The sequence below is a fragment of the Actinomadura spongiicola genome (genome assembly GCF_003432485.1).
GTDB lineage: Bacteria > Actinomycetota > Actinomycetes > Streptosporangiales > Streptosporangiaceae > Spirillospora > Spirillospora spongiicola.
The window spans coordinates 243927-258000 of the sequence record NZ_QVNQ01000008.1 but is presented as its reverse complement, the minus strand read 5'-3'; the positions used below and the strand labels follow the sequence as shown (position 1 = coordinate 258000).

The following is a 14074-nucleotide window of genomic DNA, read 5'->3' as shown; positions in this document are numbered from 1 at the left end:
TCGGCGACCGGTCGGCGAAGGTCGCGAGGCGAGCGACGTTCGATTACCGTGCGCACCTCTTCGGTCGCCGAGAGTGTGTGTACGGTGAGTGACCCTCCGTGCTCGATAAAACGGACATATGGGCATGAAATCGCGATCATGGCGTTGGGCCATATCGACTGGCCTATGGTCCTTTGCGGCCTATCCGTGGATGTGCTGCAATGTCGTGCGCCTAGGGTGGAGGTTATGTCGCTTTTAGCCCTTTGTGCCGGTGAGGTCACGGAGAGTGCGACATCGTGTGGAGAGGGTGTTAACGGCGGATGCAACCTAGCGACGAAGGTCGCGACCGGCCTCGACCCGGCAACGTCGAGGTGCAGTCGGACCGCTCGAGACGATCGGGCAGCAGACTGAGCCTGCGGAACTGGCGCGTGCCGCAGCGGCTCATCGTCCTGATCCTGGTTCCGACCGTCGCCGCCGTCGTGCTCGCCGGGGTTCGCATCACCAACTCCGCGGACGAGGCGGAGACGTACGGCCGCGTGGAGCGCATGGCCGAGTTCGGCGCGGCCATCACGCAGTTCGTCACGGAGTTCACCTCCGAGCGCGACCTCGCCGTCGAGTACAGCGCGGCGGGACGCGCCGAGACGCTGCTGCCGGGCGTGCAGGCCTCGCAGTTCAGCACCGACGCCCAAATCCAGCCCGTGCGGCAGGCCGCGTCCGTCATCGACTCGTCCTACGGCACCGAGGCCGTCCGCGGCGCCCGCACGGTCATGAACCGGCTGGACGCCGTCGAGTCCCTGCGGACCCTCGTCATGCGCACGAGGGTGCCGCCCTTCACCCTGCTGCAGAAGTACACCCAGACCATCGAAGAACTGATCTCGGTTCTCGGCAGCATCTCCTCGAACGTGGTCGACAACCGCCTCGCCCAGGCGAGCCGGGCGCTCGGCGCCCTCACCCGCGCCAAGGAGGCCGTCTCCCGCGAGCGCGCGCTCCTGCTGCTCGGCGCGCGGCAGCGACTCCTCGCGCCCGACGAGATCGGCGCCCTCACCGCCGCCCGCGCCCGGGAGGACAGTGAGATCGCGACCTTCCGCGCCTCGGTGACCCTGGAGCAGGCGCAGGTGTTCGAGGACACCGTGGTCGGCGGCCGGGTCGACGAGGCCCGGATGATGCGGCAACGGGTGGTCTCGGCGGTCGCCGCGACCGGCGGGAGGCTTCCCCGCAACCTCATCGGCGACGGACCCGCCGGGGGCATCAAGGAAGCCATGTCCGACATGATCAACAAGATGCGCCTGACGGAGCTCGACCTGACGCAGGACATCCTGGACGTGGCCGCGGAGCGCCGGGGCGACGCCCGCAACGCGACGATCGTCGACTCGATCATCGTCGCGGTGCTGCTGGCCCTCGTCCTGCTGATCACGATCGTGATGGCCCGGTCGCTGGTGCGGCCGCTGCGCCGCCTGCAGTCCGGCGCCCTCGACGTGGCCAGCACCCGACTGCCCGGCCTGGTCGACCGGCTCCGGGATCCGGAGGCCGCGGCCGGCGGCATCGAGGTCGAGCCGATCGACGTGGACTCCACCGACGAGATCGGCCAGGTCGCGCGGGCCTTCGACGAGGTCCACCGGGAGGCGGTCCGGCTGGCCGCCGACGAAGCCGTCCTGCGCGGCAACATCAACGCGATGTTCGTCAACCTCTCCCGCCGCAGCCAGTCCCTGATCGAACGGCAGCTGCGCCTGATCGAGACGCTGGAGCAGAGCGAGCGCGACGAGGAACAGCTCGGCAACCTGTTCCGCCTCGACCACCTCGCGACCCGCATGCGCCGCAACTGTGAGAACCTCCTGGTCCTCGGCGGCCAGGAGCAGGTGCGGCGGTGGAACCGGGCCGTCCCGCTGATCGACGTCATCCGCGCCTCGCTGTCGGAGGTCGAGCAGTACGAGCGCGTCGCGCTGCGCGTGCAGGGCGACATGACGGTCGCCGGGCCCGTCGTCAACGACCTCGTCCACCTGCTGGCCGAGCTGGTGGAGAACGCGACCGTGTTCTCCTCCGAGCACACCAAGGTGACCGTGTCGGGGCAGATGCTGAGCGGCGGCGGCGCCATGCTCCAGATCACCGACAACGGTGTCGGCATGTCGACCGAGGACCTGGAGCAGGCCAACTGGCGGCTCGCGAACCCGCCCGTCATCGACTTCTCCGCCGCCCGCCGCATGGGCCTGTTCGTGGTCGGCCGCCTCGCCGTCCGGCACGGCATCCGCGTCGAGCTGCGGGCCGCGCAGGGCGGCGGGCTCACCGCGTTCGTGGTGCTGCCCGACGCGGTGATCACCCCCGCCGGGTCCACCGGGATCGGCAGCCGCGGCCTCGGCTCGCGCGAGGCCGACGCCGAGCTCGCCGCGCTCACCGCCACGCCGGAGCCGCCCGCCATCGGCACGGGCGGCGCGTACCGGCCGGACGGCCAGGGACCGGCCCAGCTGCCCGCCGGACCGCCGATGTCCGGGGGCAGCGGCTCGCACCCCATGGTCGGCGGCACCGGCTCGCATCCGATGGTCGGCGGCACCGGGCCGCTGCGTCCCGTCCGCGGCGCGACCGGCCCCCAGCCCGCCATGAACGAGACCGGACCGGTGCCCGCCGTCGGCGGGACCGGCCCCCACGCCACGTCCCCCGGCGGCTCCCACCCCTCCTTCGCCCCCGGCGAGCAGGGGCCGCCCACCCCCGGCAACGGCGCCCCCGCCAACGGCGCTCCCGCCACGGGCGGCGAGGAGCCGCCGCCGCGCAGGCCGGGCGAGCTGCCCGTCCGCCGGCCCGGCGCGATGCTGCCGCGGCGCCCGGCCGACGACGGTCCGAACGGCCTGTTCCAGCCGCGCAACGAGCGGCCGCAGGAGACGGGCAACGGCGTCCGTCGACCGGGTGTGCACCGGCAGACCGGCCCGCAGTCCGTCGTCCCGGAGGCGCAGCCGATGCTGCCCGAACCCGGGCCGTCGCGGCAGATCCCGTGGGGGACTGGGCCGCTGGAGCAGGTCGGCGGGAACTACGGCGGCGGGTCCGACCGGACGCCGTCCGACCCGTACGCGGACGGCTCCCCCGAGGTCCGGTGGACGGAGCCCGCGGCGCGGGAACCGCAAGCCCCGACCCCGTCCAGCTTCCACCCGCCGGAGGATGCCGTGCCCGAGCCGGTCGGCCACGAGCCGCCCGCACAGTCACCGCCACAGCCCCCACCCGAGCCGAAGGCGCCGCCGCGGCTCCCCGAGCGCTCGCCGATCTTCGACGCGATGCAGTCGGAGTGGTTCCAGCGCAGGTCGGACGCCGCCGCGGGCGAGGATCCCGTGCGCGGCTGGGAGTCGCCGGCGGACGCCGGATTCCGCGCCGCCGAGGCCGTCCGCGAGCCCGTCACGGCCACCCGCACCAACGTCGGGCTGCCCAAGCGGGTCCCCGGCAAGAACCGGGTGCCGGGCGCGGTCGGCCGTGGCGCGGCCTCCACCGGGAACGACCGGACGCCCGCCGCTCCCGCGCAGGGCGAGACGGCCGGGCGCGGCTCCGCCCAGGGCGCGGCGCGGCCGGGCCCATTGCCGGGAGGCTCGGCGGAAGGGCAGGCTGTGCAGGGCCGGCAGGAGCAGGGACACGGCCAGGCGGCCGACGTCGTACGCAACCGCTTCGCGAGTCTCCAGCGTGGCGTCCATCGGGGACGCCACGAGATTCGCGGCGAAGGCACGTCAGGTGAAGCGTCGTCGGACGACGACGGCGAGACAGGAGGCACCCGGTGAGCGGGCAGGATCTCAACTGGTTGGTGACGAACTTCGCGGACCGAGTCGCGAAGGTCGCGCACGCCGTCGTGGTCTCCTCGGACGGTCTGCCGATGGCGTACTCGGCGGGTTTCCCGCCCGAGCGCGCGGACCAGCTGTCGGCGATCGCGTCCGGGCTGATGAGCCTGACCCAGGGGGCGGCGAAGATCTTCGACGCCGGGGGCGTCAACCAGACGGTCGTCGAGATGGACCGCGGGCTGCTGTTCGTCATGTCCATCACCAACGGGTCGGTGTTCGCGGTCCTCGCGGCGCCCGACTGCGATCTCGGTCTCGTCGCGTACGAGATGACGCTGCTGGTGGAGCGCGTGGGCCGGGTGCTGACGCCCGCGCTGCGCGGCCAGGAACAGCAGCAGCCGCCGTACTCGGGGCCTCCCGTGCCCGAGATGGGCGCCGGGCCCGCCCGCTTTTGATCGTGACGGACTCTGACGGAGGTCGGCGACATGGATCGAGGCAGTCCCTACGGAGGCGGGCCCGGGGGGCCGGGCGGCTGGCCGGCGGACCCGGGCCGGGGAGCGGGCCCGGGACCCGCGCAGGGGCGGCCCCCCGAGGCTGAGGAGGGCGACTCCAGCTCGCTGGTGCGTCCGTACGCCGTGACCGGCGGACGGACCAAGCCGCGCTACGACCTGGCCATCGAGGCCCTGGTCACCGCGGCGCCGTACCCGCCGCGCGACGTGGCCGTGCTCACCCCGGAGTACCGGGCGATCATGGACCTGTGCCGGTCGGCGCGCTCGGTCGCCGAGGTCTCGGCGCTGCTGCGCCTGCCGCTGGGCGTCGCGCGGGTGCTCGTGGCCGACATGGCCGTCGAAGGGCTGCTGCGGTTGCACCAGTCGCAGCCCGCCACCACCACCGGCGGTCAGCCGGACCTCCGCTTGCTAGAAAGGGTGCTCAGTGGCCTTCGGAAGCTCTGACCAGGTTCCGGTCCCGGGGTCGCACGGCGGAGAGGCCGAGCTGACCTCGGTCAAGATCGTCGTCGGTGGCGGCTTCGGCGTCGGCAAGACCACCTTCGTCGGGTCGGTCTCGGAGATCATGCCGCTCACCACCGAGGCGGTGATGACCGCGGCCAGCGCCGACGTGGACGACCTGTCGGCCGTGCCCGACAAGACGACCACGACGGTCGCGATGGACTTCGGGCGCGTGTCGCTCGACAGCGAGCTGATCCTCTACCTGTTCGGCACGCCCGGGCAGCACCGCTTCTGGTTCATGTGGGACGACCTGGTCCGCGGCGCGATCGGCGCCGTCGTGCTGGTCGACACCCGCCGGCTGGAGGACTGCTTCGCCGCCGTCGACTACTTCGAGGAGCTCGGGCTGCCGTTCGTGGTGGGCGTCAACGGGTTCCACGGCGAGTTCCAGTACGCCGTGGAGGACATCCGCGAGGCCCTGTCGATCAGCGCGCACGTGCCGATCATCCAGTGCGACGCGCGCAGCCGCGAGTCCACGAAGCAGGTGCTGATCACGCTGGTCCAGCACGCGATGACGGTGCACGCCACGGCCCCCGCCGCTGCCCTGCCGCCCGGTGCGCCGGGCGGTGTCCAGCCTGGAGCCGCCTCCCCGAGCTGGACCTGACGCGCCGGGTTCCGCCCCCCGCCCGCCGTGTCACCCTGTCGTACCGCCCTGCCATGCTCCTCTGTCATGCCGTCCTGTCGTGCTGCCCACTTCGCGGCGGCTACGGTCGCGTAGGCCTCTGCGCACGATGCATCATCTTCCTACGTGATCGACCATAATTGGTGATGGGGGTTGCGATGAGGGAAATGGGGCGGATTGGGACATTCGTAGCACTCGGCGACAGTTTCACCGAGGGCCTGAACGACCCCTATCCCGGTGAGGGCGACCGGTTCCGCGGCTGGGCGGACCGGCTCGCCGAGCACATCGCCGCGCACAACCCCGGCCTGCGGTACGCCAACCTCGCCGTCCGCGGGAAACTCGTGCGGCAGGTCGCGGACGACCAGGTGCCGCGCGCCGTCGAGCTCGCGCCCGACCTCGTGACGCTCTGCGCCGGTGGCAACGACATGCTCCGTCCGGGCGCAGACCCCGACGCGCTCGCGGTCGTGTTCGACGACGCCGTCCGCCGGCTGCGCGCCACCGGCGCCCGGGTGGTCGTCTTCACCGGCTTCGACACCCGCGGCCTGCGCAGCGGCGGCCGCATCAGGGGCAAGGCGGCCACCTACAACATGCACCTGCGCGCCATCGCCGACCGGCGCGGCTGCACGGTCGTCGACCTGTGGCCGTTGCGGGTGTTCCACGACCCGCGCGCCTGGTACGAGGACCGCCTGCACCTGTCGCCCGAGGGACATCGACGCATGGCCCTCTTCGTCGCCGACGTCATCGGCGTCCCGGTGGAGGAGGACTGGCGCGAGCCCTGGCCGCCGCTGGACCCCGCCCACTGGCTGACCATGCGCCGCGAGGACGTCCGCTGGGCCCGCACGTACCTGCTGCCATGGATCGGCCGCCGCGCCACCGGCCGCTCCTCAGGCGACGGCCGCGGCCCGAAACGCCCCACCGCACTTCCACTCTGACCCTTCCACCGCGGCCTCGACCCCGCACACGAACGCGTGGCCCGCCCGTTGCAGCGAAGCCGAAGACGAACGAAACCGGCCGAATCGCGAAGCGATGCGCGTTCGCCCAAGGCACGGTCACGCAGCGAGCCGCCAGGCGAGCGAAGTGGGCCGGGCCTGTAATAGACACAACGGCCTCAGCCCGCACGCGAACGCGGGACCCGCCCGGTGTAGCGAAGCCGAAGGCGAGCGGAGCCGGGCGGATCGCGAAGCGATGTCGCGTTCGCCTCAGGGACGGTCACGTAGCGAGCCGCCAGGCGAGCGAAGTGGGCCGGGCCTGTAATAGACACAACGGCCTCAGCCCGCACGCGAACGCGGGACCCGCCCGGTGTAGCGAAGCCGAAGGCGAGCGGAGCCGGGCGGATCGCGAAGCGATGTCGCGTTCGCCCCAGGGACGGTCACGTAGCGAGCCGCCAGGCGAGCGCAGTGGGCCGGGCCTGCAATCAACGCAGCGCGTCCTCGACGGTGTCGGTGACGGGGATGCGCCGGTGCAGGCCGGTGATCTCCAGTGCGCGGCGGACGATGGGTCGCGGCGCGGCGAGGGTGAGTCCGCCGCCGCCGGCGGTGGTGGCCTTGTAGCAGGCGACGATGACCGAGAGGCCGCCGGAGTCCATGAACTCCAGGCCGGTGAGGTCGAGGACGAGGCGCTCCCCGTGCTCGCGGCGCGCGTCGTTCAGGTGCCTGCGCAGCTCGTCCACGGAGGCGATGTCGAGTTCTCCGCGCAGCCGCACCACGGCGCGCCCCTCATGTGGCCGGGTGGTCACTTCCAATGGCGGCACGAGACGATCCCCTCCCGTCGACGCGCACCCGTCCGGTGGATGCTTTCCGTGTGACAACTATTGCCGAGGAAAGGCGTACTGCCAACCCGCCGCGCGACGGGGGATGTGAGCCGTCGCCGCCGGGCCATAAGGTGCTTGCGACAAGGTGCTGTGCGACGTCATGCCCCGACCCGCCGCGGAGAAGTAGCGGACAACTGCGGACGACTGCGGACAAGTTAGGACCCCCCAGGTGAGTTCCCCCCGGTTGCCGGACCATCTCGAAGTGCTCCTCACCGAGGAGCCTGTCCTCGACGTCTACGCGCACGGGCCATGGCGGGTGCCGGACGGCCTGTACGAGGAGATGCGCGAACGCGCCGTCGAGTACAACAGGGACCCGCGGGCCGTCGTGCTGACCCGGCAGCTCAGCGACTTCTACGGGGACGGCACCAGCGCGGCGGGAGCCGAGCAGTGGTCCCTGCTGACGTTCCTGCTCGGCGCGTCGGCGGTCCGCGGCGGGTCGCGGGGCGATGTGGACTACGAGCTGCTGTCGGCGTTCCTCGCGACGCCGGAGCCCGCCGTCCGCGAACCGGTGGCGTGGTTCACGCAGGGCGGCCGGTGGCGGCCGCCGGGCCTGTGGCTGCCCGAACCGGCCGGAACCGACCGCGAGCGGCGCGCCGTGATGTTCGAGCTGGCGCGGGCGGGCCTGGACGTCTTCGAGGGTCTGGAGCCGGTGGAGCGCCGCAGGCGGGCGCTGATGGACCTGTTCGACCGGCGCGCCGCCGACCCCGAGCCGCGCGAGGAGGACATGAGCGTTCCGATCGCGCGCCTGGAGGAGGCCTGGGCCGCCGGGCTGACCGACGAGGAACTCGGCGTCCTGCCCGAACTCGCGGGACCCGTCGGATACCTCGGCTGGGCGTGCGCCGGCCTCGACGCCGCCCACGAGCGCCTGGCCGGGGCCGTCGCGGACGGCGACGAGCCCGACGTGGCGCTCGCCCGCCTGCTGCTGGCGGCCGAGGCCGCCGTCGTCCCCGCCGAGCTGGCGGTGGTCCTCGGCACGACGCGCTACGAGAACGTGGAGGAGCGGTTCCGCGCGGCCCGCGGTGGCTTCGCCGCCGACGCGTGGCAGCAGGAGGTGCGCGCGTGGCTGGCCCGCGGCCTGGTCGCGGGGGAGGCGGACGCGGCCCGCGCCTGGCTGGACATGGCGGTGCGCGTCACCGGCGCGGTCCAGGGGCTGCCCGACGCGGCGGTCAGCCCGCGCTGCCGGGTGCCCGTGCGCCTGTTCCAGGCCGACGTGCGGCGGCTGTTCACGATGCGGCGGGTCGTCAACGCGCTCGGCGCGTCGCTGGGCGACGGCCGGGACGAGGCCCGTGCCGAACGGCCGCGCGACCGGGAGGGCGGCGAGGCCGTCGAGGCCGTCGAGGACACGCTGGTCGGGCAGCCGGAACTGTCACGGGTGGTCGTGGACGCGGTGGCGGCGCGTCTGGCGGGGGAGCGTCCCGTCCGGTTGCTGGTGTCCGGTCCGGAGGGCACCGGCAAGGGCACCGCCGCCGAGACCGTCGAACGCGCGCTCGCCGAACGCGGCGCGGTCCGTGAGGCGCTGTGGATCTCCGACCAGGTGTTCGCGTCGCTCGGGGTGAGCGACGCCGTCCTGTGGCTCCAGGCCCGCGTCCGCGACTGCCTGGAGGCCGGGTCGATCCTTGTCGTGGACGACCTGGAGAAGCTCGCCGCGCACGAGCGGTGCGGCGCCGCCGCCGTGGAGGAGCTGCGGCGGCTCATGGCGCGCTCGCCGTCCCTCGACGTCGTCGCGCTGTGCCGCCCCGGCGGCGACCGGCGGCTGTTCGACGCGAACCCGGCGCTCGTGCGGTCGTTCGACGTGGCCCGCACCCGCGACTTCGGCGGCGACGACTTCGCCGAGCTGTTCGCGCGGGCCGTCGCGCGTCGCGGGGCGGACGTCGCCGTGGACGTGGCCGCGGCGGCGGGCGAGGTGCTCGCCCGCACCCCGCCGCTGCGGAACCTGCGCGGCGCGCGGCTGGTCGAGCACATGGCGGGCCAAGCGGTCGCGGCCGCCGCGCTGCGCGCCCGGAACGGATCGGACACCGGTACGAACGGCGCCTCGCCGCAAGCCACGCCGCCGCGAGTCCCGCGGCCACGGGTCACGGTGGACGACCTGCCGCAGCGGCTCATCCCGGGCCGTCCCGCCGACAGCGACCCGTTCGCCGAGCTGGCCGCCTGCGCCGGAATCGAATCCGCCAAACGGGAGGTGGACGCGCTGGTCGCCGAGGCCAGGGCGGCGCGCCTGCGCCGCGAGGCCGGGATGACGGCGCGGACGCGGCCCCGCCACCTGGTGTTCACCGGGAACCCGGGCACCGGCAAGAGCAAGGTCGCCGGGATCCTCGGCCGCATCTACGCCGACCTCGGGCTGCTGTCGTCGGGTCACCTCGTCCAGGTGGAACGCGCCGACCTGCTCGGCGAGTACGCCAGCGAGAGCGTCCTGCGGGTCCGCCGGGCGGTGGAGCAGGCGCACGGCGGGGTCCTGGTCGTCCGCGACGCGCACGCGCTGGTGTCGGCCGCGCCGGACGCCGCCCGCGGTCGCGAGGTCCTGGACGTGCTGCTCACCGGCGTCCAGGCGCACAGCGAGGACCTCGTCGTCGTCCTCACCGGCCCGGAGGCCGAGGTGAACGGGCTGCTGAAGGCGCACCCCGACCTCGCCGCGCACTTCCCCCGCACCGTCCGGTTCCCCGACCTCACCGTGGCCGAGCTGGTCGAGGTGTTCGCGGCCAAGGCCGCCGACTCGGGCTTCGCGCTGGCCCCCGGCGTCCTCGACAAGGTCCGCGAGCTCACCGAGTCCGCCCCGCGCGAACGCGGGTTCGGCAACGCCCGCGCGATGATCCACCTGCTGGACCGTGCGGTGGCGATGCAGGGCCGCCGCGTCCTCGCCGACGGCGTCGTCGACGAGACCGAGTCGCTCGACGAGATCCTCCCCGAGGACGTGCCGGACACGCTCAGCCGCGGCCGCGACGACGTGCCCGGCGACCCGCTCGCCGACATCGAGCGGCTGATCGGCCTGGCCGACATCAAGCGGGAGGTGGCGTCCCTGGTCGCCGAGGTCCGCGCCGAGCAGCTGCGGCGCGACGCCAAGCTGGCGCCGGCGCCCCCGTCCCGCCACATGGTGTTCATGGGCAACCCCGGCACCGCGAAGACGACGATCGCCCGATTGGTCGCCGCCGTCTACGCGCGGCTCGGCCTGCTGTCGTCCGGGCACCTGGTGGAGGTCACCCGCGCGGACCTCGTCGCCGAGTTCATCGGGCAGACCGGGCCGCGGGTGCGGGCCGCCGTCGAACGCGCCCTCGGTGGCGTCCTGTTCGTGGACGAGGCGTACGCGCTGTCGTCGGCGGGCGGCGACCCCCGCGACTTCGGCCACGAGGCGATCGCGGAACTGCTCCGGCTGATGGAGGAGCATCGCGACGACCTGGTGGTCATCGTCGCCGGCTACGACGGCGAGATGGAACGGTTCCTGGAGGCCAACCCGGGCCTGAGGTCCCGGTTCCCGAAGCTGCTGCGCTTCCCCGACTACTCCTCCGACGAACTCGTCACGATCTTCGAGTTCATGGCGGCGCAGGCGGGGTTCGCGCTTGCGCCGGGCGTCCTTCCCGCGCTGCGCCGGCTCGTCGCCGCCCATCCGCGGGACGCCTCGTTCGGCAACGCCCGGCTCGCCCGGAACCTGCTGGAGGCGGCGATCTCCCGGCAGGCGCGGCGCATCACCGCCGCACACGACGAGGCGCCCGCCGGAATCGATTCCACCGAGGTCGGGCTGCTGCGCCCGGTCGACCTGCCGGACGCGCCACCCGCCGACCCTCCCATCGGCCCCTACATCTAGGTCGTACTTATTGCAGGCCCGGCCCACTGCGCTCGCCTGGCGGCTCGCTACATGACCGTTCCTGGGGCGAACGCGGCATCGCTTCGCGCTCCGCCGGTTCCGCTCGCCTCCGGCATCGCTCCACCAGGCGGGTCACGCGTTCGCACGGGCTGAGGTCGCTGTATTCAGTACAGGCCCGGCCCACTCCGCTCGCCTTGCGGCTCGCTGCGCGACCGGGCCTAGGTGAACGCGCATCGTTTCGCGATTCGTCCGGTTTTGCATGCTTTCGGCTTTGCTGCGCCGGGTGGGTCACGCGTTCGCGTGGGGCTGAGGGTTCTCCGGAGCAGGCAGCGGTCCGCCGCGTGGACTGCTCTGGCGGAGCACGGTTCGGTGTTACCCCGTCACGCGGGCCAGCGCGGTCTCGTACTGCTTGGCCTGCGCCGGCGTCAGGAACCCCGAGACCCGCAGCAGGATCCCGCCCTTCACGTAGTGGTACTCGGAGCCCGCCACCCCGTCCAGCGCGCCGAGGGTCTGCTGGATGTACTCCGACCGCGCCCGAGCCCCGGCCTCTGTCGGGTAGACCTCGACTCCGCAGCCCCGCTCCACCGAACCGTGCTCGGTGTTCGCGAGCTTCGCCTTCGGGACCCTGCGATCCGTGCAGGCCGCCTTGCTCGTGTACCGTCTCGGCCGTCCCAGGTGTCCGTTCGGGTCCGTGCGCGCCGTGTAGACCACGGCCACCTTGATCGGCATACCGACCCTCCGTAACCCGGTGAGCACCTGCGCCGCGTTCAGCGATCGTCCCGTCGGGCGCGTCAACGGGTCCTCCGGCGCACCGCCCGCCGCCTTGGCCGTGACCGTCACCGTGACGGTCGCCGTGGGGGACGCCTTCGATCCGTCGCCACCGCACCCGGCCAGCGCGGCGGTCGCTCCGGCCGCGGCCACCATTGTGAACATCGTTCGCATCCTCATGATCGCGATCATGCCGTTCTCGCCCGCCGCGGGCCGGTGAAATCGGGCTGGATCGGCCGGAACCGGTCGCTTCGTCTAGGTGGCCCCGTAGGCGGCGGCCTGGAGGGAGTACAGCTCGGCGTAGACGCCGTCCACCGCCATCAGCGAGGCGTGGTCGCCCTCCTCGATCACCTTGCCGTGCTCCAGCACGTAGATCCGGTCGGCGTAGCGGACGCTGGCCAGCCGGTGCGTGATCAGCAGGACGGTCCGGCCGTCGGCGTGCGTGCGGATCCGCTCGAACAGGTGGTGCTCGGCCCGCGCGTCCATGGCCGCGGTGGGCTCGTCGCAGATCAGCAGCGGCGCGTCCCGGAAGAAGCCGCGGGCGACGGCGAGCCGCTGCCACTGGCCGCCCGACAGGTCCGCGCCGTCCTTGAACCGGCGGTCCAGCAACGTGTCGTAGCCGCGGACGAGCCCGTCGACGACCTCGTCGGCCCCGGACGCGCGGGCGGCGGCGAGCATCTCCGGGTCCTCCGATCCGTCGTCCCCGGGCGCGTGGTCGCCGTGGCCCATCGTGATGTTCTGCCGGGCGGTCATCGGCCAGTGCGTGTACTCCTGCGCGATGACGGCGACGCGCTCCCACACGTCCTGCTGCGCGACCGTCCTCAGCGGCACGTCGTCCCACCGGACCTCACCGGAGTCCGGGTCGTAGAGCCCGGCCATGACCTTCGCGAGGGTCGTCTTGCCCGAGCCGTTCTCGCCGACGAGCGCGACCACCTCGCCCTCGCGCAGCCGCAGGGAGATGCCGTTGAGCGACGGCGTGTCCGCGCCCGGGTACGTGAACGTGACGTCGTCCACGGTGATGCGCGCGAAGGCGTCGGGAAGCCGCCCGCGCGGCTTCGTCCCGTCGGACGGGGCGGACGGCAGCGCGCGGCGCGGGACCCTGTCCTCGGCCTTGGCGCAGAAGTCCAGGTAGTCGCCGAAGTAGAGGCCCTCCTCGTAGCACTGGTTGACGGCGTACACCAGGTTGACGAGGGAGGACTGGCCCGTCCTGATGGCGAGCACCGCCGTGCCCGCCACCGCCAGCGGCACCGTCCCCTTCCACAGCAGGAGGCCCAGCGCGATGTAGACGGTGGCCATCGCGACGCCCTTCAGCACGTCCCCGGTGACCCTCGCGATGGTCTGGCGGCGGGCGAGGTCCAGTTCGACGGACCGTTGATAGGCCGCCGACCGGTCGTACTGGTCGAGCAGGAACCCCCGCATGGTGAACGAGCGCACCTCGGCGGCGTGCTCCCGGTCGACCATCAGGTCCGACAGGATCCACTTCCGCCGCGCGACCTCGACCAGCGTCAGCATCGTCAGGTACCGCATCCGAGCGCTGCGGACGGACGCCCAGCCCTCCGGGACGGCGGTGAGGAGCAGCAGGGGCAGCAGCACCGGGTGCAGCACTCCGAGCGTTCCGGCCGCCGCGACCATGCCCACGGCGCCGGTGAGCACGTCCACCGCCTGCTGGACGACCCGCGCCGCCGACGTCAGGCCGCGGAACTTGGCGCGTTGCAGGTCGTCGAGGAAGTCGGAGTCGTCGAGCGCGGCGAGGTGCACGGCGGTCGTGGCCTCGTACAGCCGGAGTTCGGCGAGCCGCTGGACCTGCGGATCCAGCCGCGACTGCGACCAGCCCGCGCACGCCTGCAGGCCCGCGCGCAGCGCCACCGCGACCGCCACCAGCGCCAGCGACGGCAGCGCGTCGCGGACCCGGTCGGGTGTCGGACCGGCGCTGAACAGCGCGGTGAGCACCCCGGTCGTGGCGAGCAGCCAGAACGCCGTGAAGATCCCGGCGACGAGGTTGAGGGAGATCGTCGCGGCCGTGTCGACGCGACTGGCCCGCCACGCCAGGCCCGCCGCCTGGACGATCACCGCGGGAAGCCGTCGCGCGACCGTGCCCATCCCCGTCTCGGCGAGTTCCGCGTCCCGCGCGTGCCACCGGGGGGCGCTCAGTTCCGGGAGGTCGAGGTGCGAGGGCGGGGCCTTGTGGCGCCGCCCCGTCCGCCGTAAACGAAGGAACCGTGACAAGAACCGTCGTGCACTCATGCGCCGTCCTCCACCTGTCCTGCCCGCCCTAGGCAGTGTGCGCCGTCCGGAGGAGGATGTCCGTCGCATATGTCACACAGCGTATTGATTTGGAGCAGTGCACAATCA

9 protein-coding genes are annotated in these 14074 nt (G+C 73.1%); 6 read left to right on the top strand and 3 right to left on the bottom strand.

What is annotated here, in order from left to right; genetic code table 11:
* The first annotated feature begins 407 nt into the window (after positions 1 to 407).
* The 5 genes from D0T12_RS25335 to D0T12_RS25315 all read left to right on the top strand — a co-directional run bounded on the left by D0T12_RS25335 (position 408) and on the right by D0T12_RS25315 (position 6280).
* Positions 408 to 3728 carry a sensor histidine kinase gene (locus D0T12_RS25335; RefSeq protein WP_199487691.1) on the top strand — a complete coding sequence of 1107 codons (3321 nt, stop codon included), beginning with the start codon at positions 408 to 410 and terminating at the stop codon, positions 3726 to 3728.
* Positions 3725 to 4177 carry a roadblock/LC7 domain-containing protein gene (locus tag D0T12_RS25330; protein WP_117402226.1) on the top strand — a complete coding sequence of 151 codons (453 nt, stop codon included), beginning with the start codon at positions 3725 to 3727 and terminating at the stop codon, positions 4175 to 4177. Before D0T12_RS25335 ends, D0T12_RS25330 begins: the two co-directional genes overlap by 4 nt.
* A 30-nt stretch (positions 4178 to 4207) precedes the next feature.
* The gene (locus D0T12_RS25325; protein WP_117402223.1) at positions 4208 to 4675 is read left to right on the top strand and encodes a DUF742 domain-containing protein; all 468 of its coding nucleotides are present in this window, start codon (positions 4208 to 4210) and stop codon (positions 4673 to 4675) included.
* 40 nt (positions 4676 to 4715) lie between these two features.
* A complete protein-coding gene (locus tag D0T12_RS25320) occupies positions 4716 to 5330 on the top strand; it encodes a GTP-binding protein (RefSeq protein ID WP_233526293.1) in 615 nt (204 codons plus the stop codon).
* Between the two features lie 185 nt (positions 5331 to 5515).
* Positions 5516 to 6280, top strand: a complete 765-nt coding sequence (locus D0T12_RS25315) for an SGNH/GDSL hydrolase family protein (protein WP_407642110.1) — start codon at positions 5516 to 5518, stop codon at positions 6278 to 6280.
* A gap of 482 nt (positions 6281 to 6762) precedes the next feature.
* Here D0T12_RS25315 and D0T12_RS25310 read toward each other — a convergent pair whose 3' ends face one another.
* Positions 6763 to 7098, bottom strand: coding sequence for an STAS domain-containing protein (locus D0T12_RS25310; protein WP_158581627.1), 336 nt, complete (start codon positions 7096 to 7098; stop codon positions 6763 to 6765).
* 229 nt (positions 7099 to 7327) lie between these two features.
* Here D0T12_RS25310 and D0T12_RS25305 point away from each other — a divergent pair, with 229 nt between their 5' ends.
* On the top strand, positions 7328 to 10954 hold the full coding sequence (locus D0T12_RS25305; protein WP_147339627.1) for an AAA family ATPase: 3627 nt from the start codon (positions 7328 to 7330) through the stop codon (positions 10952 to 10954).
* Between the two features lie 372 nt (positions 10955 to 11326).
* Here the strand turns inward: D0T12_RS25305 and D0T12_RS34980 are convergent, their stop codons facing one another.
* Entirely contained in the window at positions 11327 to 11887 is a 561-nt protein-coding gene (locus D0T12_RS34980; protein ID WP_147339626.1) for a hypothetical protein, read from the bottom strand.
* Positions 11888 to 11977: 90 nt separating this feature from the next.
* Positions 11978 to 13966 carry an ABC transporter ATP-binding protein gene (locus D0T12_RS25290; RefSeq protein WP_117402210.1) on the bottom strand — a complete coding sequence of 663 codons (1989 nt, stop codon included), beginning with the start codon at positions 13964 to 13966 and terminating at the stop codon, positions 11978 to 11980.
* Positions 13967 to 14074: the final 108 nt, after the last annotated feature.